At 65.9% G+C, this 20,604-nt stretch carries 18 protein-coding genes; 5 read left to right on the forward strand and 13 right to left on the reverse strand.

Translation table 11 applies throughout. The features are described from left to right. The first annotated feature begins 16 nt into the window (after positions 1-16). Both ACEN9K_RS12365 and ACEN9K_RS12370 read left to right on the forward strand, forming a co-directional pair. Positions 17-1,666, forward strand: coding sequence for a DUF349 domain-containing protein (locus ACEN9K_RS12365; protein ID WP_495634472.1), 1,650 nt, complete (start codon positions 17-19; stop codon positions 1,664-1,666). Between the two features lie 102 nt (positions 1,667-1,768). Continuing rightward, on the forward strand, positions 1,769-2,542 hold the full coding sequence (locus tag ACEN9K_RS12370; protein WP_495634473.1) for a hypothetical protein: 774 nt from the start codon (positions 1,769-1,771) through the stop codon (positions 2,540-2,542). Here the strand turns inward: ACEN9K_RS12370 and ACEN9K_RS12375 are convergent. From ACEN9K_RS12375 to pdxT, 9 genes are all read right to left on the reverse strand, one after another. Next, on the reverse strand, positions 2,423-4,813 hold the full coding sequence (locus tag ACEN9K_RS12375) for a RelA/SpoT family protein (protein ID WP_026265777.1): 2,391 nt from the start codon (positions 4,811-4,813) through the stop codon (positions 2,423-2,425). The two genes, ACEN9K_RS12370 and ACEN9K_RS12375, sit on opposite strands and share 120 nt — an antisense overlap. Before the next feature lie 149 nt (positions 4,814-4,962). Further along, positions 4,963-5,979 carry a protein translocase subunit SecF gene (gene secF / locus ACEN9K_RS12380; RefSeq protein WP_056390484.1) on the reverse strand — a complete coding sequence of 339 codons (1,017 nt, stop codon included), beginning with the start codon at positions 5,977-5,979 and terminating at the stop codon, positions 4,963-4,965. Continuing rightward, positions 5,979-7,736: a protein translocase subunit SecD gene (gene secD / locus ACEN9K_RS12385; RefSeq protein ID WP_018769335.1), complete on the reverse strand. Its 1,758-nt coding sequence runs from the start codon at positions 7,734-7,736 to the stop codon at positions 5,979-5,981. The genes secF and secD overlap by 1 nt, the downstream gene beginning before the upstream one ends. Positions 7,737-7,835: 99 nt before the next feature. After that, complete coding sequence (gene yajC, locus ACEN9K_RS12390; protein ID WP_144599771.1) at positions 7,836-8,243, reverse strand: preprotein translocase subunit YajC; 408 nt, start codon at positions 8,241-8,243, stop codon at positions 7,836-7,838. 212 nt (positions 8,244-8,455) lie between these two features. Next, entirely contained in the window at positions 8,456-9,541 is a 1,086-nt protein-coding gene (gene ruvB / locus ACEN9K_RS12395) for a Holliday junction branch migration DNA helicase RuvB (RefSeq protein ID WP_018769337.1), read from the reverse strand. Beyond that, positions 9,534-10,178: a Holliday junction branch migration protein RuvA gene (ruvA, locus tag ACEN9K_RS12400; protein ID WP_018769338.1), complete on the reverse strand. Its 645-nt coding sequence runs from the start codon at positions 10,176-10,178 to the stop codon at positions 9,534-9,536. The genes ruvB and ruvA overlap by 8 nt, the downstream gene beginning before the upstream one ends. A gap of 89 nt (positions 10,179-10,267) precedes the next feature. Next, a complete protein-coding gene (gene ruvC / locus ACEN9K_RS12405) occupies positions 10,268-10,846 on the reverse strand; it encodes a crossover junction endodeoxyribonuclease RuvC (RefSeq protein WP_018769339.1) in 579 nt (192 codons plus the stop codon). Positions 10,847-10,908: 62 nt separating this feature from the next. Further along, complete coding sequence (locus tag ACEN9K_RS12410; protein WP_018769340.1) at positions 10,909-11,664, reverse strand: YebC/PmpR family DNA-binding transcriptional regulator; 756 nt, start codon at positions 11,662-11,664, stop codon at positions 10,909-10,911. Positions 11,665-11,667: 3 nt separating this feature from the next. Further along, entirely contained in the window at positions 11,668-12,378 is a 711-nt protein-coding gene (gene pdxT / locus ACEN9K_RS12415) for a pyridoxal 5'-phosphate synthase glutaminase subunit PdxT (protein ID WP_056390487.1), read from the reverse strand. Positions 12,379-12,468: 90 nt separating this feature from the next. Here pdxT and ACEN9K_RS12420 point away from each other — a divergent pair, with 90 nt between their 5' ends. Together ACEN9K_RS12420 and ACEN9K_RS12425 are read left to right on the forward strand one after the other, a co-directional pair. Continuing rightward, positions 12,469-13,761, forward strand: a complete 1,293-nt coding sequence (locus ACEN9K_RS12420; RefSeq protein WP_208324258.1) for a Mur ligase family protein — start codon at positions 12,469-12,471, stop codon at positions 13,759-13,761. Continuing rightward, positions 13,758-14,513, forward strand: a complete 756-nt coding sequence (locus ACEN9K_RS12425) for a type 1 glutamine amidotransferase family protein (RefSeq protein WP_134164698.1) — start codon at positions 13,758-13,760, stop codon at positions 14,511-14,513. The genes ACEN9K_RS12420 and ACEN9K_RS12425 overlap by 4 nt, the downstream gene beginning before the upstream one ends. A gap of 48 nt (positions 14,514-14,561) precedes the next feature. On the opposite strand, the gene ACEN9K_RS12430 is transcribed toward ACEN9K_RS12425, so the two are convergent. After that, a complete protein-coding gene (locus tag ACEN9K_RS12430; RefSeq protein ID WP_495634474.1) occupies positions 14,562-15,944 on the reverse strand; it encodes a ferredoxin reductase family protein in 1,383 nt (460 codons plus the stop codon). A 145-nt stretch (positions 15,945-16,089) separates the two neighbouring features. Here ACEN9K_RS12430 and ACEN9K_RS12435 point away from each other — a divergent pair, with 145 nt between their 5' ends. Next, positions 16,090-18,102, forward strand: a complete 2,013-nt coding sequence (locus ACEN9K_RS12435; RefSeq protein WP_495634475.1) for a M3 family metallopeptidase — start codon at positions 16,090-16,092, stop codon at positions 18,100-18,102. Positions 18,103-18,333: 231 nt separating this feature from the next. Here ACEN9K_RS12435 and pdxS read toward each other — a convergent pair whose 3' ends face one another. From pdxS to ACEN9K_RS12450, 3 genes are all read right to left on the reverse strand, one after another. After that, a complete protein-coding gene (gene pdxS, locus ACEN9K_RS12440; protein ID WP_026265780.1) occupies positions 18,334-19,260 on the reverse strand; it encodes a pyridoxal 5'-phosphate synthase lyase subunit PdxS in 927 nt (308 codons plus the stop codon). A gap of 137 nt (positions 19,261-19,397) precedes the next feature. Next, the gene (gene pgsA, locus ACEN9K_RS12445; RefSeq protein WP_134164696.1) at positions 19,398-20,021 is read right to left on the reverse strand and encodes a phosphatidylinositol phosphate synthase; all 624 of its coding nucleotides are present in this window, start codon (positions 20,019-20,021) and stop codon (positions 19,398-19,400) included. Beyond that, positions 20,011-20,598, reverse strand: a complete 588-nt coding sequence (locus ACEN9K_RS12450; RefSeq protein ID WP_018769348.1) for an HIT family protein — start codon at positions 20,596-20,598, stop codon at positions 20,011-20,013. The genes pgsA and ACEN9K_RS12450 overlap by 11 nt, the downstream gene beginning before the upstream one ends. Positions 20,599-20,604 lie beyond the last annotated feature (6 nt).

Consider the following 20,604-nt stretch of genomic DNA (forward strand, 5'->3'; position numbering starts at 1 on the left):
CGAAAGACTTTTAGCGGTGACAGACAGTCAGAAATCCGACGAAACAGCAACAGACATGACCGAAGCAGCGGCTCCGGCCGAGGTTGGCGGTACTGATGCCAATGCCGGGCAGTCCCCCGTGACCCCTGAAGCCGCCGCTTCCGATGAGGGCAACGGGCAGGCTGACGAAGCCCAGGCCGCCGAAAGCCAGGCCATCGGGGACCCGGCCAGCGGGGCCCTGGCCACCGAGGACCACGGCGCTGAAGACCAGGCTGGAGGGACCGCCGCAGCGGAGACCTCCGCACCTGCCGCGGCACCGGCTCCTGCCCCCGCTCCGCGGCCGTCTGCACCGTCACCGGCAGCGTTCGCGTCGCGTCCCAAGCCTGCCGCTGCCGCTCCGGCCGCGGTTACGGCTCCGGCTGCACCTGGTACGTCCGTTGCCGAAGCCTCCAAATGGGGCCGGGTGGAGGGGGACGGACACGTCTACCTGAGCATCGACGGTGGCGAACACCCCGTGGGCCAGTACCCGGGTGTCAGCGACGACGAAGCGCTGCTCTACTTCGCGCGGAAGTACGACGACGTCGTGGCCCAGATCGTCCTGCTGGAGCAGCGGGTCAGCTCCAAGGCACCCAGCACCGACATGCAGAAGACCGTGACGCACCTGCGGGAACAGCTCGCCGAGCGCAACATGGTGGGCGACCTCCGTGCAGCGGAGGCGCGCCTGGACGCGCTGGCAGGCCAGATCACCGAGCTGGAAAAGGCCGAAAAGGCGGAGCACGACGCCGTGCGTGCCGCCGAGCTGGCAGCACGTGAAGCCATCGTCGCTGAAGCAGAGGAAATCTCCGGCCAGGATCCGGCGCAGACGCAGTGGAAGACCTCCAGCGCCCGGATGAACGAGCTCTTCGAGAACTGGAAGACGGCCCAGAAGAGCGGCGTCCGCCTGGGCCGCAGCAACGAAGATGCCCTGTGGAAGCGGTTCCGTGCCGCCCGCACCGTTTTCGACCGGCACCGCCGTGCCTATTTCTCCCAGCTGGACAGCAACAACTCTGCCGCGAAGGCCGCCAAGGAGAAGTTGATTGCCGAGGCTGAGGCGCTCTCAACATCAACCGACTGGGGCTTCGCTGCCGGTGAGTACCGCCGGCTGATGGACCAGTGGAAGGCCTCACCGCGGGCAAGCCGGAAGGACGACGACGCGCTCTGGGCAAGGTTCCGCGCCGCCCAGGACGTCTTCTTCACGTCCCGCCAGGCTGCCAACGAGGAGATCGACCAGGAGTACGCAGCAAACCTCACGGTAAAGGAGGCGCTGCTGGCCGAGGCCAATGCCATCCTGCCGGTAAAGGACCTGGCAGCGGCCAAGAAAGCCCTTCAGTCCGTTCGTGACCGCTGGGAGGAAGCCGGCAAGGTTCCCCGCGCGGACATGGGCCGGGTCGAGGCCGGGCTGCGGAAGGTTGAAGACGCCGTGCGGCACGCTGAGGAAGAGCAGTGGCAGCGGTCCAACCCCGAGCGCAAGGCACGCACCAACAGCGCGCTCTCGCAGCTGGAATCCGCAATTGCCGGGCTCCAGGAAGACCTTGCCAGGGCTGAGAAGAGCGGCGACCAGCGCAAGATCAAGGCCGCCCAGGAAGCACTCGAGGCACGCCAGGCATGGCTCGACCAGATCCAGCGTTCCGCCAGCGAGCTTGCCTGATTTTTCTGTCGTGAACTGACGGGCACAGGCCCGGTCCGGGTGTTATCCACATACTCCGGGCCGGGCCTGTGCCTGTTAACGGCGTCGGGGCAGGATGAAGGCATGGCCTCATCTCCAATCCCCTCCGCCGCCGGTCCCGGCAGGGAAGCCACCGCTGCCGGCGTACGGCCGGGCTGTCAGGCAAACGTTGGGGAGGCGGCCGCGCCGCCGCGTTTTCCCGACCTGTACGCACCCGGCGTGCCCTTCGCCGCTCCCGAGTTGCAGTCCCTGGCGGCCGACGGGCTGTTGGCCCGCTTCCACCAGCATGGCTACACCCTCCCCGGAATACCGGCATCGCCGCAGCTCCGGGCCAGGGCAGCAGCCGGAATCGTCCCGGCGGCCATACGGCAACGTGTTGTCGCCGGGCGCATGACGGCGGCCTGGATTTACGGCTGCGCAGCGGAACCGGAGAGGCTGGCGCTGCTGGTGGACGCCAAGCGAAGGGTATCCAGTCTCCGGAACACCCGGGGCTGCACGCTGCACGAAGTGAAGCTCGGGCCCTTCGATGTGATCAGCCTCGGCGGACTGATGGTCTCCAGCCCGCTGCGGACCGCACTCGATATCGCCCTGCATGTGGATGCTGAACGGGCCGTCCCCGCCCTGGCGGGATTGCTGGCCCGGCCGCAGCAGGATGTCAGGCTGCGCCTGCTGGTGCGCGCCATTGAGGCCACCCCAAGGGTCCCGCACAAGCGGGCTGCTTTGGAAAAGCTTGCCCTGCTAGCTCCGGCGCTTGTTCCCGGTGGTGCGGTAGACGTCGAAAACTCCGTCGATCCTGCGGACGGCGCTCAGGACGTGGCTGAGGTATTTGGGGTCGCCCATCTCGAAAGCGAATCTTGAAATGGCCACGCGGTCGGTGGACGTGTGGACGCTGGCAGCAAGGATGTTGACATGGTTGTCGGACAGGACCCGCGTCACGTCCGAGAGCAGGGATTTCCGGTCCAGGGCCTCAACCTGGATTTCCACCAGGAAGACGCTCGACTGGGTGGGTGCCCAGTCCACGTCCACGATCCGGTCCGGCTGGTCCTTCAGGTCGGAGATGTTGGTGCAGTCGGTGCGGTGCACGGACACGCCGGATCCCCGGGTCACGAAGCCAAGGATCGGGTCCGGCGGAACGGGCGTGCAGCAGCGCGCCAGCTTCACCCATACATCGCCTACTCCACGGACCACGACGCCGGAGTCGGAGAAGCGGGCCTTGCTGACCTGGGTGGGGATGCTGACCTCTTCGACGTCATCATCGGCACTCTCGTTGCCGCCCAGGCTTTCAATGAGTTTCTCCATGACCGACTGGGCGGAGGTATGCCCGTCGCCCACACCGGCGTACAGGCCGGAGATGTCCGCGTACTTGAATTCCTCGGCCACGGCGGCCAGGGCCTCGTGCGTCATCAGCCGCTGCAGCGGAAGGTTCTGTTTCCGCATGGCACGGGTCAGCAGTTCCTTGCCGCGGTCAATTGCCTCTTCGCGGCGTTCCTTGCTGAACCATTGGCGGATCTTGTTGCGCGCCCTGGCGCTCTTGACGAAATGCTGCCAGTCCTGGCTGGGACCTGCCCCCTCGGCCTTGGAGGTGAAAATCTCCACCCAGTCGCCGTGGTTCAGCTCGCTGTTGAGCGGAACCAGCTTTCCATTGACCCTGGCGCCGATGGTGCGGTGGCCCACCTCGGTGTGCACGGCATAGGCGAAGTCCACGGGAGTCGATCCTGCCGGGAGCGCCATGACTTCGCCCTTGGGCGTAAACACGAACACTTCGCGCGCATTGATTTCGAAACGCAGTGAGTCCAGGAACTCGCCGGGATCGGACGTTTCCTGCTGCCAGTCCACCAGTGAGCGCAGCCACCCCATGTCTCCGTCGCGCGGGCTTCCGGGACCGACGGCGGTGCGGTTGGGCTGGTCCTTGTATTTCCAGTGCGCCGCAACACCGTACTCCGCCCGGCGGTGCATTTCGTGCGTGCGGATCTGGATTTCCACCGGCTTGCCGCCGGGGCCAATCACCGTGGTGTGCAGGGATTGGTACATGTTGTACTTGGGCATCGCGATGTAGTCCTTGAACCTGCCGGGCAGGGGGTTCCAGCGCGAGTGCAGGGTGCCCAGGGCGGCGTAGCAGTCCCGGACCGAGTCCACCAGGACGCGGACGCCCATGAGGTCGTTGATGTCGTCGAAGTCCTTGTCGCGGACAATCATCTTTTGGTAGATGGAGTAGTAGTGCTTGGGCCTGCCGGTGATGGTGGCTTTAATCCGGGCAGCGCGCAGGTCCTCAGTGATCTGGTCACGGATGACACCCAGGCTCTTCTCCCGCTCCGGCGTCCTGTCCCCCACCATCCGCACGATCTCTTCGTACACCTTGGGGTAGAGCGCAGCGAAGGACAGGTCCTCAAGTTCCCACTTGATGGTGTTCATGCCCAGCCGGTGCGCCAGCGGCGCGAAGATCTCCAGGGTTTCGCGGGCCTTGCGGGCGGACGATTCAGCCGACACGAAGCGCCAGGTGCGGGCGTTGTGCAGCCGGTCCGCCAGCTTGATCATCAGGACCCGGATGTCCTTGGCCATGGCCACGACCATTTTGCGGACCGTCTCGGACTGTGCGGCCTCGCCAAAGCTGACCTTGTCGAGCTTGGTGACGCCGTCCACCAGCATGGCCACTTCCGGCCCGAAGTCCCGTTTCAGGTCCGCCAGGGTGTAGGGAGTGTCCTCGACCGTGTCGTGGAGCAGGGCGGCTGCCAGTGTGGTGCCGCTGAGGCCCAGTTCCGCAAGGATGGTGGCCACAGCCACCGGGTGGGTGATATACGGATCCCCGCTCTTGCGCTTTTGCCCGCGGTGGCTGCGCTCGGCGACGTCGAACGCACGCTGGATGAGGTCGAAGTCCTCTTTGGGGTTGTTGGCGCGTACGGTCCGCAGCAGCGGCTCGAGGATGGGTGAGTATGTGGCGGTTCCCCGTCCGGTCAGGCGGGCAAGCCGGGAGCGTGTGCGCTCCCTGCGGCCGGGAAACGTGGGGCGGGATCCTGAGTTATCGACAGGTACCAATGAGCCCGGGCGCGCAGAAGGTGCCGCACCGGCTTGCATGCCGGCAGGATTTTTTTCCTCCTGTGCCGTTGGCGCTGACGCCGAACGTTCTTCCAATGAAGTACCCCTCACCACCGTCTTAATTACCCCAGTCTATTCCTCCGGGCAGCGACTTTTATAACCGGGCCTGCACAGGCAAAGGCCGGGCGGCGCAAAGTACGCGCCGCCCGGCCTTTGGGGGGTTTAAAGCTGCCGGTGGTTGCTGATCAGGCCTTGGCCGGCGATGCCGGAACTGCCCGTTCAGCTGCACCTGCGCGGCGCTGCTCAACACGCCTTGCCTGCTTCACCAGCTCCGGTTCGCCCTGGCGGAGCCAGGCGTACATCGGCGCCGCCACGAAGATGGTTGCCGCTGTACCGATGAGGATTCCGACGAACAGTGCCAGGGACAGGTCACGCAGGGTTCCTGCGCCCAGGAGGCCGGCACCAATGAACAGGATGGCGCCCACGGGAAGGATGGCCACCATCATGGTGTTGATGGAGCGCACCAGCGTCTGGTTGACGGCAAGGTTGACTTCCTCGCCGAAGGTCCGACGCGTGGACGCGTCGATCCCGGCCGTGTTTTCGCGGATCTTGTCGAAAACCACCACGGTGTCATACAGCGAGTAGCTGAGGACGGTGAGGAACCCGATGATGGCCGAGGGGGTGACCTCGAAATCGCTGAGGGCATAGACCCCGGCCGTGATGAACATGGTGACGGCCATGCCGGCAAGCGCCGAGAGGGACATCTTCCAGGTACGGAAGTACAGGGCCATCAGCAGGGCCGCGAGCAGCACGAATACTCCCAGGCCGATCAGTGCCTGCTTGGTCACGTCTGCACCCCAGGTGGGCCCGACGAACGTGGAGGTCACCTCGTTGTCGGTAACGCCGTAGGCGGTGGTGAGGCCCTCCTTGATCCGGAGGGTCTCGTCATCCGTCAGTTTGTCGGTCTGGATGCGCATGGTGTTGCCGGCCACGTTGGCTACCCGCGGAACACTGCCCGACACCACATCAGTCACGGCCTTCTCACCGATGGAGGCATCGGTGGTCTTGACGTTGGACACGGTGAATTCGGAACCACCGCGGAATTCGATGCCGAGGTTGAAGCCGCCCTTGGCCACCGGGATAAGGATGGACAGGGCCACGCCCACCGCTGCGATGATGAACCAGATCTTCTTGGCGCCGACGAAGTCGTAGGAGCGCTTCCCGGTGTAGAGCTCGTTGCCGAAAGTAGCGAAGCCTGACATTACTTGTTCTCCTTCGCGGAGGTCTTGGACGAACCAGCCAACTGTTCCTGCTTCTCTGCCAGGCGCCGCTCGGCGATGGTCATGCGGCGCTCGGCCTCGGCAGCCGCCCCTGTGTTCTTGGTGCGGACCACCACGGGCTTGTCCTCCGGGGTGCGGACGCGTCCGGCGCCGCGGTACAGCGGGACGGCACCCAGCCGTTCGGGGTCGAGGCCGGAGAACTTGTGGCCTTCACCGAAGAACCGGGTACGGGCCAGGAGCTGCAGCGTGGGGTGGGTGAACATGAACACCACGATGAGGTCGGCGATGGCGGTCAGGCCCAGGGTGAAGGCGAAGCCGCGGACGTTGCCCACTGCCACGAAGTACAGGACCAGTGCGGCCAGGAGGTTAACGGCCTTGGAGGCGAGGACGGTGCGCTTGGCGCGCTTCCAGCCGTTTTCGACGGCGGATACCAGGCCGCGCCCTTCACGCAGTTCATCCCTGATGCGTTCGAAGTAGACGATGAAGGAGTCTGCCGTCTGGCCGATGGCCACGATGATGCCGGCCACGCCGGCCAGTGACAGCCGATAGTTCTCCGTCCAGCCCAGGATCGCGATGGCCAGGTACGTCAGGGCACCGGCCACCACCAGCGATGCGATGGTGACGAAGCCCAGGGCACGGTACTGGAACAGCGAGTAGACCACCACGAGCAGGAGCCCGATCAGGCCGGCCAGCAGGCCCATGCGCAGCTGTTCGCCACCGAGCGTGGCGGAAATCTGCTGCTCGCTCTGGATGTCGAAGCTGATGGGAAGGGCGCCGAACTTCAACTGGTCGGAGAGTGCCTTGGCCGTCTTCTCATTGAAGCCACCGGTAATCTGCGGACGGCCGTCAGTGATGACAGCCAGGGAACGCGGGGCGGAGATGACCTGGTCATCCAGCACAATGGCGAACTGGGACTTGGGGTCGGTGCCCGACTGGCCGCCGGCTGCCACGTAGAACTGGTTGAGCCGTTCGGTGACCTCTTTGAACTTGGCTGTACCCTCGGCGTCGAACTGGATGTTGACGGCCCATTCATTGGTGACAGCCCCCTGTGCGCCCTGCTGCAGCTGGAAGGACGAGGTGACGATGTTGCTGCCCTTCACCTCCACGGGACCCAGGATGTACTTGATGGCCGGCGACTTGTCCGTGGCCGGCTCGCAGGTCACCAGCGGCTTGGTGGGATCCGACCGCTGGGCTTTCTCCGCAGCGGCACTGTTGCAGTCCAGTGCCTCGAACTGCTTGTAGATCTCGGGCGTGATCCAGTTGGTGTCACTGCTGTTGGCAGGCTCGGCGGTCGGCTTGGGCAGCTGGTCCTCCGGCGTCTGCGACTCGGCAGGAACTGCTGCGCCGTCGCCATTGAGGAGGACAGGGCGGAAGTTCATGTCCGCCGAGGCCTGGATCAGGTTGCGCGTCTCGGCAGAGGGTGTGCCGGGAAGGCTGACCACCACGTTGCGCCCTGACTGGGTGCTGATTTCCGCCTCGGAGACGCCGGAACCGTCAACGCGCTGGCGGATGATCGCCACCGCCTGGTTGAGCTGCTGTTCGTTGATGTCCGAACCGCCCTCCACCTTCGGGGCCAGGATCATCTGGGTGCCGCCCTCGAGGTCCAGCGCCAGCTTGGGTGCCCAGCTGGCCTGTCCGGCAATGGTGCCGCCGGCCAGGACGGCGGTCAGCGCTGCCAGGATTACACCAAGCCAGACCAGGACGCGGAGCCCTGGTTTCTTGCGGCCAGTTCGTGCCATTGTCGATCTTTCTCTTGTTCGCGGAGAAACCGCCGGAGCGGGCTGCTGCCTGCGCCGGCGGTGGTCCGCAGCGGTAGAGGGAGGAAGGGGCCAGCGGGCCTAGCTGTCCTTTTTGCCCTCGTCGTTGAGGCGCTTCAGGGTTTCCTCGGGAGTCTCGGCACCTGTTGCGGTGCTTCCGGACTCCGGGGTGGTGAGGGAGGACGCATCATCCGGAACCACCGGGGAGGCGTCGGCCGGCTGGGCGGCGGCTTCTGCCACCGGCTCAACGACCTTGGTGACGGCCTGGCGGTGCACAGTGGCCAGGTTGCCGGGGGAAAGTTCAAGGGTGACCTTGTTCTCGGCCTCGTCGATGTCCACGATCCGGCCGAAAAGGCCAAAGCTGGTCATGACCTCCACGCCCGGGGCAAACTTCGACTGGAGCTCTGCCTGCTGCTGCTGCGTCTTCTTGTTGCGGCGGAACATCATGAAGATGAATACGCCGAGCATGACGAACAGGAGAATTGACATTGGATCCAAGGGGAATTCCGTTCTTTAGCGTGGTGTAGCTGGGTTTTCCGGCGACGTTGGCTTCGCTTCGGCCGGGGCGGGTTTGCGGTGCAGGCAGAACGCCTGACATGTTCCTTCCCCAAGCGACGGGGGCGTCAGGGCCACCCGCGAAACAAAGACCCGAACGTGCCGGGCGTCATACCAGTCTAAAGGGAAAAGCTGAAGGGAGCCTGCTATTGGCTCTCCGGGGCCCAGTCCCCCGCCGCGGCATCGCCCCCGGCGGGCTCGAAAAGGTCCAGTTGCTCCTGCGCGAAGACGCCGGACGGGATGGCATAGCCCAGGTGCGTCCATGCCGGTGCCATGGCAATCCTGCCGCGGGGCGTACGGCCCAGCAGGCCCTCCCGGACCAGGAACGGTTCGGCGACTGTCTCAACGGTTTCGGTTTCTTCACCGACGGCGATGGCGAGGGTGGACAGTCCGACCGGACCGCCGCCGAACTTGGTGATGAGTGCGTCGAGGACGGCCCGGTCCAGCCGGTCCAGTCCCTTTTTGTCCACCTCATACATATCCAGGGCAGCGGACGCGGTCCTGGCGTCGATTTGTTCGACGCCGTGCACCAGCGCCCAGTCCCGGACGCGCCGCAACAGCCGGTTGGCAATACGGGGAGTGCCGCGGGAACGGCCGGCGATTTCGGCGAAGCCGGCCGAGTTGACCTTCAGGTCCAGCAGTCCGGCAGAACGCCGCAGCACCAGTTCCAGCTCCGGAACCGAGTAGAACTCGAGGTGCCCGGTGAAGCCGAACCGGTCGCGCAGCGGTCCCGGCAGCAGTCCCGCGCGGGTGGTGGCGCCCACCAGGGTGAACGGCGGCAGCTCGAGCGGGATGGCGGTGGCACCGGCCCCTTTGCCCACCACGATGTCAACGCGGAAGTCCTCCATTGCCATGTAGAGCATTTCCTCTGCAGGCCGGGACATGCGGTGGATCTCGTCCAGGAACAGGACCTCGCCCTCAGAGAGCGAGGACAGGATTGCTGCGAGGTCGCCGGCGTGCTGGATGGCAGGTCCGCTGCTGAGGCGCAGCGGCGCGTTCATCTCGGCGGCAACGATCATCGCCAGGGTGGTCTTGCCCAGGCCGGGCGGCCCGGAGAACAGCACGTGGTCGGCAGTCCGTCCGCGCATCCGGGACGCCTGGAGCACCAGCGACAGCTGCTTGCGCACCCGGTGCTGGCCAACGAAGTCGTCAAGGTTCTTGGGCCTGAGCGCCGCCTCAATGGCACGCTCCTCCGGCTCCTCCCCCGCTGCGACCAGGGACGGTTCAGCCACGGGTGCCTACGCGGTTGCCTGCCCGGGCGCCGTCCTGGCCCAGCCAGCGGAGGGTGGTGCGCAGGATTTCGGGCACGTTGCCGCGGAAGGACACTTCCGGGTCCTCCGCAAGGGCTTTGTCGATGCTGGTGGAGGCGTCCTTTTCGGACCAGCCCAGGCTGGTCATGGCAGCCACCACCTGGGGCTTCCAGGCAGCTTCTGCGGGCGTGGCGGCACCGGGGGCCGCGGCGGTTCCGTGCGGGACGAGCTTTCCAGCCAGCTCCAGCACTATCCTGCCGGCCACCTTGGGGCCGATTCCGGGGACCTTCGTGAAGGTCTTGCTGTCCCCTGTGTGCGCGGCAACCCTGATTGCTTCGGGATCGTGGACGGCCAGGACTGCAAGCGCAAGCCGGGGACCGACGCCGCTGACACTCAGCAGGATGTCGAAGACCTCGCGTTCGTCGTCGGAGGCGAAGCCAAAGAGCGTCAGCGAGTCTTCCCGCACGATCAGGGAGGTGAACAGCTGGCCTTGTTCACCCACGTGCAGCCTGCTGAGCGTCTGGGGCGTGGCGTTGACGCTCATCCCGGCACCGTTGAGGTCTATCACGGCCGTGGACAGGCCAACATGCGCTACGGTTCCGCGGAGGAAACTGATCAAGGCCGGGCTCCCGTTGTACCGCCGGCCTCACAGTGAGGGCCCGGCTATCCGAACATATTTACGAATACCCTAGCAAGCAGCAGGGACAATCAGCGTGCACGGCGCGCCTTCGCCTCCGCCTCCGCCCATGCCCGCTGCGCGGGCGTCAGGGATGAACTGCCGGGACCCGTGGTGGCCACGGCCGCGCCGCTTCCGGCCCGCCACGCGTGCGTGATGGCCAGCGCCAGCGCGTCGGCGGCGTCGGCCGGACGCGGCGGCGCGTCAAGGCGGAGGATCTTAGTGACCAGCTTGGTCACGGCGTCCTTGTTGGAGGACCCGCTCCCGGTCACGGCGGCCTTGACCTCTGATGGCGTGTGCAGCGCCACCGGAATTCCCCGGCGGGCCGCCGCAGCGATGACCACGCCGGAAGCCTGGGCTACGCCCATCACCGTGCTGACATTGAGCTGGGAAAAGACGCGTTCGACGGCGAGGACGTCCGGCTCGTAGCGGTCAAGCCATTCGTCAATTGCCGTGGCGATCACCAGCAGGCGCCGGTCCAGCGTCTCCTCGGGGGACGTGCCTACCACGCCGACGGCCACCATGCTGGCCCGCCGGTTCCGCTCAACATCCACCACGCCAATGCCGCACCGGGTGAGGCCGGGATCAACGCCGAGGACGCGGAGTGTCACCCGGCCCCCATCGAAGTGCCCGGCACAGCCTCCGGGGACGCACTAGCCGGCAAGGCGGGACGTCACTCGGATTCCAGGGCGGCCTGGACTTCGTCGCTGAGGTCGGCGTTGCTGTACACGTTCTGGACGTCGTCGAGGTCCTCGAGGGCGTCGGCAAGCTTCAGGAACTTGCGGGCGCCGTCCACATCCAGCTCAACCTGCATTGAGGGCACGAACTCAACTTCGTCGGTGTCGTACTCGATGCCGGCTTCCTTGAGTGCTTCGCGGATGGCGGGAAGATCTCCCGGCTCCGAATGGATCTCGAAGGTCTCGCCGTTGTCCTTGACTTCCTCCGCGCCTGCGTCGAGGACGGCCATCAGGACGTCGTCCTCGCTCAGGCCGTTCTTGGGCAGGTTCACAACACCCTTGCGGGTGAAGAGGTAGCTGACGGAGCCCGGGTCCGCGATGGTGCCGCCGTTGCGGGAGATGGCCAGCCTTACTTCGGAAGCCGCCCGGTTCTTGTTGTCGGTAAGGCACTCGATCAGCAGGGCTGAGCCCTGGGGCCCGCGGGCCTCGTACATGATTTCGGTGTAGTCCACCACTTCACCGGTGAGCCCGGCGCCGCGCTTGATGGCGCGGTCAATGTTGTCGTTGGGGACGGACGTTTTCTTGGCCTTGGTAACGGCCAGTTCCAGGCCGGGGTTGCCGGCGAGGTCCGGTCCACCCATCCGGGCGGCAACTTCGATGTTCTTGATCAGTTTGGCAAACGACTTTGCGCGGCGGCTGTCAATGATCGCCTTTTTGTGCTTGGTCGTTGCCCATTTGGAGTGGCCTGACATGCTTTACGCTTCTCCTCTGATCATGCGGATAAAAAGTTCGTGTACGCGTTTCTCGCCGGTCACTTCCGGGTGGAAGGAGGTGGCCAGCAGCTGGCCGGAACGCACTGCGACAATTCTAGCCGTCCCGGGCAGCGCTGCGGCGTGGGACGCCTGGCCGGGGTCCGCCGGTTCCACCTTCGCCAGGACCTCCACGTCCGCACCGACCCGCTCCACCCACGGACCGCGGATGAAGACAGCGTGCACGGGTGCCACGCCTGATTCCGTGGCGCTGAATTCCAGGCCCTTGAACTCCAGATCGGTTTCGAAGGACTCGCGCTGCCGGCCAAAGGCGTTGCGGCGGACGGTGATGTCCAGGCCGCCGAACGTCTGCTGGGGGGCGCCCGAAAGATCGGTGGCAGGATCGGCGATGTCCGAGGCAAGCAGGATCATCCCTGCGCAGGAGCCATAGACCGGCAGTCCCTCGGCGATGTACTTCCGGAGCGGGTCTGCAAGGTCGAAGGCCCTCGCCAGCTTGTCGATGGTGGTGGATTCGCCACCGGGAATGATAAGGCCGTCCAGGCCGTCCAGCTCCTCCGGGCGGCGGACAGCCACGCCCTGCGCGCCGGTGGCTTCGGCGGCGCGGAGGTGTTCGCGGAAGTCTCCCTGGAGGGCCAGGACGCCGATCCGCAGGCCTGAGCCCACGCGCGCAGGAGCAGCAGAGGGGGGATTCGTCATCCCTCCAGCATACGGGCCCTCCCTCCATGGCTGCTGCCACTCGGAGGCCCCGGCAAAGGTTGCATGCCGCTGCTGGGATATATTCAAAACATGGTCTTCTTCAGTGTTCCGCTCGGCAAGCTGGTCCGCAGGGTGTCCCGGCTGCGGGGCGGCGGGTCCGCACTTCCAGGACTGGTGGTCGAAAAAATCGATCCCGGCTTCATGCGGCGGACGCTCACCACGCTGCCCCATGGTGTGGCGGTGGTCAGCGGTACCAACGGCAAGACGACCACCACCAAGATGGTGGTCGAACTGCTGGAGAGCCAGGGCCTGAAGGTCTTCACGAACCGGACCGGCAGCAACTTCACCCGGGGCGTGGCGGCGGCCCTCCTCGGCGAGGTGGACTGGCGCGGCAGGCTGGACGCGGACGTCGCGGTGCTGGAACTGGACGAAGCCCATGCGGTCCATTTCGTGAACAGCGTCCCGCCCCGCTACTGCCTCTTGCTGAACGTTCTGCGTGACCAACTGGACCGTTTCGGCGAGATCGACAAAACGGCAGAGCTCCTGCAGCACATCGCTTCCAAGACCACAGGAACCGTGGTCCTGAACCGCGAGGACCCCCGCGTTGCCAGGATCGCGGATACACTGACCGGCCAGGAGGTCAAGTACTTCGGCCTTGACGACTCACTGCTGGGCACCTTTCCCAATGACGACGACATGCGTGCCGCTCCGGGGAGCCCCGCGCCGGCGGGCCTGCCGGAAAAGCCGGCAGCCGACGTCGTGCTCCGCAAAGTGGGCGCGGACAGCGCCGAGTTTGAGTACGACGGCGGGACGGTCACCACGGCGATGAAGCTGCGCGGCGTCTACAACATCTTTAACGCGGCTGCTGCGCTGACGCTGGCCCGCAGCATCTGCGGCAGTGGCGCCGCCACCGCCGACCACGCCACTTTGCTGGACGCGCTGTCCCGGGTGGCGCCGGCCTTCGGCCGCGGCGAAAGCCTCACCGTGGACGGCCAGCCGCTGGACCTGGTGCTGGTGAAGAACCCCAGCGGTTTCCGGCTGGGACTGAAATCCTTCCCCGCCGCCGGGTACGCCACCATGATCGCCATCAACGACAACTACGCGGACGGGCGGGACATGTCCTGGCTGTGGGACGTGGAATTTGATTCCCTGCGCGGGGCGGGGGTGGAAATGATAAGCGGGTCGCGCGCCTACGACATGGCGCTGCGGCTCCAGTACGACGACGTCCAGGTCGGAGCGGTGCAGACCGACATCCCGGCCGCCCTGGCAGCCTTTATCCGGGAGGGCCAGGGCAAGCCCAAACGGATTTTCTGCACCTACACCGCTATGCTGGCCATCCGCCGCGAGCTGTCCAAAATCACCACCGTGGAGGTTGTCTCGTGAATCCTGCAGAAGCAGCGACGGCCGGCGGTCAGTCCAAGGGCACCCTCCGGGTGGTGCAGCTGTACCCGCGCGACATGAACATCTACGGCGACTGGGGCAATGCCTTGGTCCTGCAGCGCCGCATTTCCTGGCACGGGTACACCCCTGAACTGCTCGAATACAACGTGGGCGATCCTTTTCCCGAGGGCGTGGACATCATTGTCGGCGGCGGCGGGCAGGACAGCGGGCAACTGGTGATCCAGGACGACCTGCAGGCCCGGGCCGGCCAGCTCAAGGAGCTGGCCGAGGATGGTGCGCCGATGCTGGTCATTTGCGGCCTCTACCAGCTTTTTGGCCGGTTCTTCAAAACCCGCACCGGCGCTGTCATCCCGGGCATCGGCATCCTGGACGTGGAAACCCACGGCACCGACGAGCGCCTGATCGGCAACGTCAAAGTCTCAACCAATGAGTTCGGCGACGTCCTCGGCTACGAAAACCACAGCGGCCAAACCACGCTGGGCAGCGGTGTGCGGCCACTCGGTACCGTGGCCAAGGGAACGGGTAACAACAGCAACGACGGCCATGAAGGGGCCCGCTACCGCAACATCGTGGCCAGCTACCTGCACGGCTCGCTGCTGCCGAAGAACCCCGCCATCGCCGACTTCCTCATCCGCACCGCAGCGGAGCGCAAGTTCGGCAGCTTCTCCCCCGGCAACCCGGACGACACCTTTGCCGTCCTGGCCCGGGAGCACGCTGCCCGCCGGCCGCGCTGACCAAAAAGACTACTGACCCGGGTTACCGGCAGAGGTGCGGCATCCCGGTCAACGCCACTGGAAGTACTCCCGGTGGATGTTGGCCCGGCGGACTCCGGCGGCCCGGAAGGCTTTGCGGAACTGCCGCAGCATGGGATCCGGTCCGCCCATGAAAACCGACAGCTGGCGTGGTTCGGTTCCCACTGCGGCCAGGACTGCCTCCGGGGTGAGCCGGCCATCCGCCTCGGTGTCCACCAGATGGACCGTGAGCCGTGGCTGATTCCAGGCGGCGGCAGTGATCTCGTCGGCAAAGGGCGACGGACCTGCCGAGGTCACGAAGAAGTGGACGTCTTCGTGGAGCTCCCCGTCCAGTGACCGCAGCCAGCTGAGGAAGGGCGTGATTCCCACACCGCCGGCGATCCAGGCCTGATGGGACGTGCCGCGGTGCCGGTCAAAGCGTCCGTAGGGCCCACCGACCACGGCCGGCATCCCCGGCTGGACCACGTCCGGAAGCCTGGCTGTATGGTCGCCCAGCGCCTTGACCGTGATGCTGATTCCACCTTCCTCTGCCGGTCCCGAGATGGAGAATGGGTGCCGCTGCCAGCCCTCTGCTGTTTCCAGGTAGACCATGGCGAACTGGCCCGGCCTGAAATCCAGCGGCCGGCCCAGGGGACGGAGCGCCACTTCCACCAGGTCCGGCGCAACGGGCCGGACGGACGCAACCTGGTAGTCGTGGTGCGGCAGGAAATGCCGCGACAGCAGCTCGCGGTAGGCGTAGAACCCCAGTCCCGTCCCGCCGATAACCACGTAACTCCACCGGAGCGCGGGCACGGCCTCAAACGCGCTGGCGTCGAGCAGGCCGTGCAGGAAGCCGGCGGCCAGGAACAAGCCGGTCAGCCGGTGGAAGCCCCGCCACCGCTCGTAGCCACCCAGCACGCGGGCCGCCATTTGGACCGGCTGGGTTCCAAGAGATGCCAGGACCAGGCGGCGGAGAGGTGCGGGAAGCATCGTCCGCCAGCGCGGCAGGACTGCCCACACCACCAACGCGGCCAGGCCGCTGATGGCGACCACTGCCAACGTCTTGCCCAGGCTGGTTGCTTCCGGATTGGCGGCAAGTTCAATATGGGGCAGCAACAGGATGGTTGCCGTAATCGCCGCCCTGCGGTGCCAAATGGCGGCGTGGTCAATGCCACCAAAAATCGGCTCGACGTGAGGGAGGGTGCTGACCAGGACCAGCGCGATCGAATACAACAAGACGGACTCGCCACCGAAGAGCTGCCCAACGTGCCCCAGGACAGGTTCGCCGGCAGGGCGTGCCAGTAACCAGAAGACGCCGTACACCGCCACCAGCACCGTGATGGCGCCGGGCCCCAGCCATCGGAACGGAATGCCCAGGAAGTCGGTCCCGGGCCTGCTGCCAACCTTGGTCATGGGCCACGGTCCCTTCGTCATTGCCCTGCCTTTTGCGCGTGCCATGCAGGTCGCGTCGATTGCGGCCCGTGCCGGGCCCCATAGCGGCAATTGTAGGGACACAGGCTGGGAGCGCATCCTCCATCCCCCGATTGAGAAGCGTGCCCCGCTGTGAAAGGTTTACCCCATGACGAACCCGCTCCTTTCCGCCAGTCCCCTGCCCTACGGCCTTCCACCGTTCCAAACCATCGCCGTGGAGCAGTACCGTGAAGCCATCAACGCAGGGTTGTCCGCGCACCTGGACGAGATCGGGGCCATCGCCGGCAACGCCCAGCCCGCGACATTCGAGAACACGGCCCTGGCCATGGAACGTTCCGGGCAGTTGCTGAACCGGTCAGCCGCGGCGTTCTTCACCCTGGTGTCGGCAGATGCGTCGCAGGAAATCCGGGAGCTGGAGACAGAACTGTCCCCGCGCTTCCAGGCCCACCAGGACGAGGTGTACCTCAACAGGGCCTTGTTCGAACGCTTCGCCGCCATCGATACGGACACTTGCGATCCCGAGTCGGCCCGCCTGGTGGAGGAATACCTCAAAGAGTTCCGCCAGTCAGGCATCCAGCTGGATGCGCCGGGCCAGGAGCGGCTGCGCGCCATCAACGCCGAACTGGCGCGCCTGGGCACCGAGTTCGGCCAGCGGGTCAAGGAAGGAATGAAGTCCGCCGCACTGCTGCTGGATGACGCGGGCGACCTGGCGGGGCTGCCGGCCGACGACGTCGCCAGCGCAGCGGTTGCAGCCCGCGACGCCGGACACGACGGCAAATACCTGCTCACCCTGATCCAGCCCGGCAACCAGCCTGCCCTCGCCGCACTCGAGAACCGTGACATCCGCCGTCGCCTGTTCGAAGCCTCCGTGGCGAGGGGCAGTGACGGCGGCAGCCTGGATGTCCTGGACCTGGCCCGGGACATGGCCGGGCTGAGGGCGGAGAAGGCACGGCTGCTGGGGTTCGCCAACTATGCCGAACTTGTGGTTGACCGGCAGACGGCGCCGGACTTCGAAGCGGTCCGGACCATGCTGGGCCGGATGGCGCCGGCCGCCATCCGCAATGCCGACGCCGAGGCGGCGGCGCTGGCCGGGGTTGCCGGCCACCCGCTGGAAGCGTGGGACTGGGCCTACTACTCGGCCAAGGTGCGGCGGGAAAAGTACGACGTCGACGAACAGGCGCTCCGGCCGTACTTTGAACTCAACCGCACCATTAACGACGGCGTGTTTTTTGCGGCCACATCCCTGTACGGCGTCACCTTCCACGAGCGGACCGACCTCCACGGCTACCACCCTGACGTGCGTATCTGGGAGGTCCGCCACGAGGACGGCTCCGCCCTGGGGCTGTTCCTGGGCGACTATTACGCGCGCGAATCGAAGCGCGGCGGCGCCTGGATGAACTCGCTCGTGGACCAATCGGCGCTGCTGGGCACCCGGCCCGTGGTGATCAATACCCTGAATATTTCCAAGCCGCCCGCGGGTGAACCGACGCTTCTCACCCTGGACGAACTGCGGACCCTTTTCCACGAGTTTGGCCACGCGCTGCACGGCCTGTTGTCGAGCGTTACCTATCCGCGCTTTTCAGGCACCGCGGTGCCGCGGGATTTCGTGGAGTACCCGTCGCAGGTGAATGAAATGTGGATCATGTGGCCGGATGTACTGTCCAACTACGCACGCCACCACATCACCGGCGAGCCGCTGCCGCAGGACATCGTGGACCGGCTGGAGGAATCCCGGCTCTGGGGCGAGGGATTCGCCACCACCGAATACCTGGGAGCTGCCCTTCTTGACCTGGCGTGGCATGTGCTGGAACCGGGCGGTGCCCCTGACGATGTGCTGGAGTTTGAGGCCAAGGCCCTGGCTTCCGCCGGGATCGCCCATCGCCTGATTCCGCCCCGGTACCGCACCGGGTACTTCCAGCACATCTTCGCCGGGGACGGATACGCGGCGGGCTACTACTCCTATATCTGGAGCGAAGTATTGGACGCAGAGACCGTTGACTGGTTCAAGGAGAACGGCGGCCTAACCAGGGCGAACGGCGAACGCTTTCGGCAGGAGTTGCTCTCCCGGGGCAACAGCCGCGACCCGCTGGAATCGTTCCGCATCGTGAGGGGCCGCGACGCACAGCTGGACCCCCTGCTAAGGCGCCGCGGCCTGGAGTAACCCCCTGACCTTAAAGAAGTACGACGCCGGTCCCCCACCGAAAGAAGGTGAGGAACCGGCGTCGTCATTACTTAGGCGAGGTGACCACCAGCGACAGGCGGGGGTGATCCGGCAGCACGCGTAAAAGGGGCCCCGCGCCCCGACCAGCGACAAAGCCGCCAAACGAGGCGCGGGGAATAGCGTGCAGAGGATCAGCGCCGCCAGGCGCCCAAAGAGGACGCGAGGAGGGAGTTACCAGCCGCGTTCGGCGAGGCGGTGCGGCTGGGGGATCTCGTCGACGTTGATGCCCACCATGGCTTCGCCGAGGCCGCGGGAGGCCTTGGCGATGACGTCGGGATCGTCGAAGAAGGTGGTGGCCTTGACGACGGCGGCCGCGCGCTGGGCGGGGTTGCCGGACTTGAAGATGCCGGAGCCGACGAAGACGCCGTCGGCACCGAGCTGCATCATCATGGCCGCGTCAGCGGGGGTGGCGATGCCGCCGGCGGTGAACAGGACGACGGGCAGCTTGCCGGCGGCGGCAACTTCCTTGACCAGTTCATACGGGGCCTGCAGTTCCTTGGCCGCGACGTAGAGCTCGTCCTCGGGCAGGGAGGACAGCCGGGCGATCTCGGAGCGGATCTTGCGCATGTGTCCGGTGGCGTTGGAGACGTCGCCGGTGCCGGCTTCGCCTTTGGAGCGGATCATGGCCGCGCCCTCGTTGATGCGGCGCAGGGCCTCACCGAGGTTGGTGGCGCCACAGACGAAGGGAACCTTGAAGTTCCACTTGTCGATGTGGTTGATGTAGTCGGCGGGGGTCAGGACCTCGGACTCGTCGATGTAGTCGACACCAAGGGACTGCAGGACCTGGGCCTCGACAAAGTGGCCGATGCGGGCCTTGGCCATGACCGGGATGGACACGGCATCAATGATCTGGTCGATCATGTCGGGATCGGACATGCGGGACACGCCGCCCTGGGCACGGATATCGGCCGGAACACGCTCCAGCGCCATGACTGCCACGGCACCGGCGTCTTCGGCGATGCGGGCCTGCTCGACGTTGACGACGTCCATGATGACGCCGCCCTTGAGCATCTCGGCCATGCCACGCTTCACGCGGCTGCTGCCCGTGACGCTGTTCGCGGACGAACCGGCCTCGTTGCTTACATCAGGTGTAGACACAAAAACCCCTATGGGTAGACAGATGATCTTCGCCGGGCATGCGGCGGCAGCTGCCGGAGGTGCACGCACGGATTGCCGGGTCGCTTGACCGGGCACTTATATACTAGTCCCCCGCCGCACGGCAGGCTTAATCATGTCTAATCTGCGGGCGTGGGCTCTGCCAATGCCTGCCGGCGTACCGAGACAACGCGCTGAACGACGGTGATGAGGCTGGCCGCCGCCAGGAGGACCAGTGTGACCAGGAGCACCACCGGCGGGAGGCCCAGGCCGGTCAGGCCGGTCACCACCAGGATGGATACCAGGCGTTCCGCCCGCTCGGCGATCCCCACGTTGGCCGTGAAGCCCAGCGACTCCGCCTTCGCCCGGGCGTAGGAGACAACCATGCCCAGGACAAGGCAGAGCAGGGCGGCCACGGCGATGGCCATGTTGTTGCCGCCGGTGAAGAACCAGACGGACACCCCGGCGAAGAGGGCACCGTCGGCAACCCGGTCCAGGGTGGAGTCGAGGAAGTTCCCCCAGCGGCTCTTCACACCCTGCATCCGGGCCATGATGCCGTCCAGGACGTCCGAGAAGATGAAAGCAGTGATGAAGAGCGTGCCCCAGAAGAGCTGCCCCAGCGGGTAGAAGCCCAGGCTTCCGGCCGCAACACCTGCAGTTCCGAGGATGGTTACCGCATCCGGGGAGACACCGATCTTCAGGAGCCAGCGGGCCAGCGGGGTGAACAGTGCGGTGAAAAAACCGCGGGCATGCCTATTCAGCATCCGACTCCCCGGGCCAGGCTTCGGCCACTTGTCTCCGGACCTCGTCAAGGGTCTGGGTGATGGCCTTGGTTTGGGCGATGATGGGGAAGAAATTGCCGTCCCCGCCCCACCGCGGAACGATGTGCTGGTGCAGGTGCGCCGAGATGCCGGCTCCGCCCACAACCCCTTGGTTCATGCCCAGGTTGAAGCCGCCGGGATTGGACACCTTGCGCAGGACCCGCATTGCCGTCTGGGTTAGGTCGGCAAATTCGGCGGTTTCTTCGACAGTGAGGTCCGTGTAGTCCGGAATATGCCGGTACGGACACACCAGAAGGTGCCCGGGATTGTAGGGGAACAGGTTCAGCACCACGTAGCAGGTCCGGCCGCGGTAGACGATGAGCGCCTCTTCGTCGGTGCGGGCGGGGCCCACGCAGAACGGGCAGTCGTTCTCATTCTTGAACTGGTGCTGCCCGCCCTTGATGTAGGCCATCCGGTGCGGAGTCCACAGGCGCTGGAAGGCGTCGGGGACACCGGCGAGGGCGAAGTCGTCGGTAACGCCGGCATCGCCTGGATATCCTGCGCCTGTGTTCTCCTGCACTGTGCT

This window comes from Pseudarthrobacter sp. Pseusp20, assembly GCF_059492155.1.

Bases quoted from the DNA above. Each gene is read 5' to 3' on its own strand.
- ACEN9K_RS12370 (WP_495634473.1), top strand. From the start codon at position 1,769: ATGGCCTCATCTCCAATCCCCTCCGCCGCCGGTCCCGGCAGGGAAGCC.
- secF (WP_056390484.1), bottom strand. From the start codon at position 5,979: ATGTCAGGCTTCGCTACTTTCGGCAACGAGCTCTACACCGGGAAGCGC.
- secD (WP_018769335.1), bottom strand. From the start codon at position 7,736: ATGGCACGAACTGGCCGCAAGAAACCAGGGCTCCGCGTCCTGGTCTGG.
- yajC (WP_144599771.1), bottom strand. From the start codon at position 8,243: ATGTCAATTCTCCTGTTCGTCATGCTCGGCGTATTCATCTTCATGATG.
- ACEN9K_RS12410 (WP_018769340.1), bottom strand. From the start codon at position 11,664: ATGTCAGGCCACTCCAAATGGGCAACGACCAAGCACAAAAAGGCGATC.
- pdxT (WP_056390487.1), bottom strand. From the start codon at position 12,378: ATGACGAATCCCCCCTCTGCTGCTCCTGCGCGCGTGGGCTCAGGCCTG.
- ACEN9K_RS12420 (WP_208324258.1), top strand. From the start codon at position 12,469: ATGGTCTTCTTCAGTGTTCCGCTCGGCAAGCTGGTCCGCAGGGTGTCC.
- ACEN9K_RS12430 (WP_495634474.1), bottom strand. From the start codon at position 15,944: ATGACGAAGGGACCGTGGCCCATGACCAAGGTTGGCAGCAGGCCCGGG.
- ACEN9K_RS12435 (WP_495634475.1), top strand. From the start codon at position 16,090: ATGACGAACCCGCTCCTTTCCGCCAGTCCCCTGCCCTACGGCCTTCCA.
- pgsA (WP_134164696.1), bottom strand. From the start codon at position 20,021: ATGCTGAATAGGCATGCCCGCGGTTTTTTCACCGCACTGTTCACCCCG.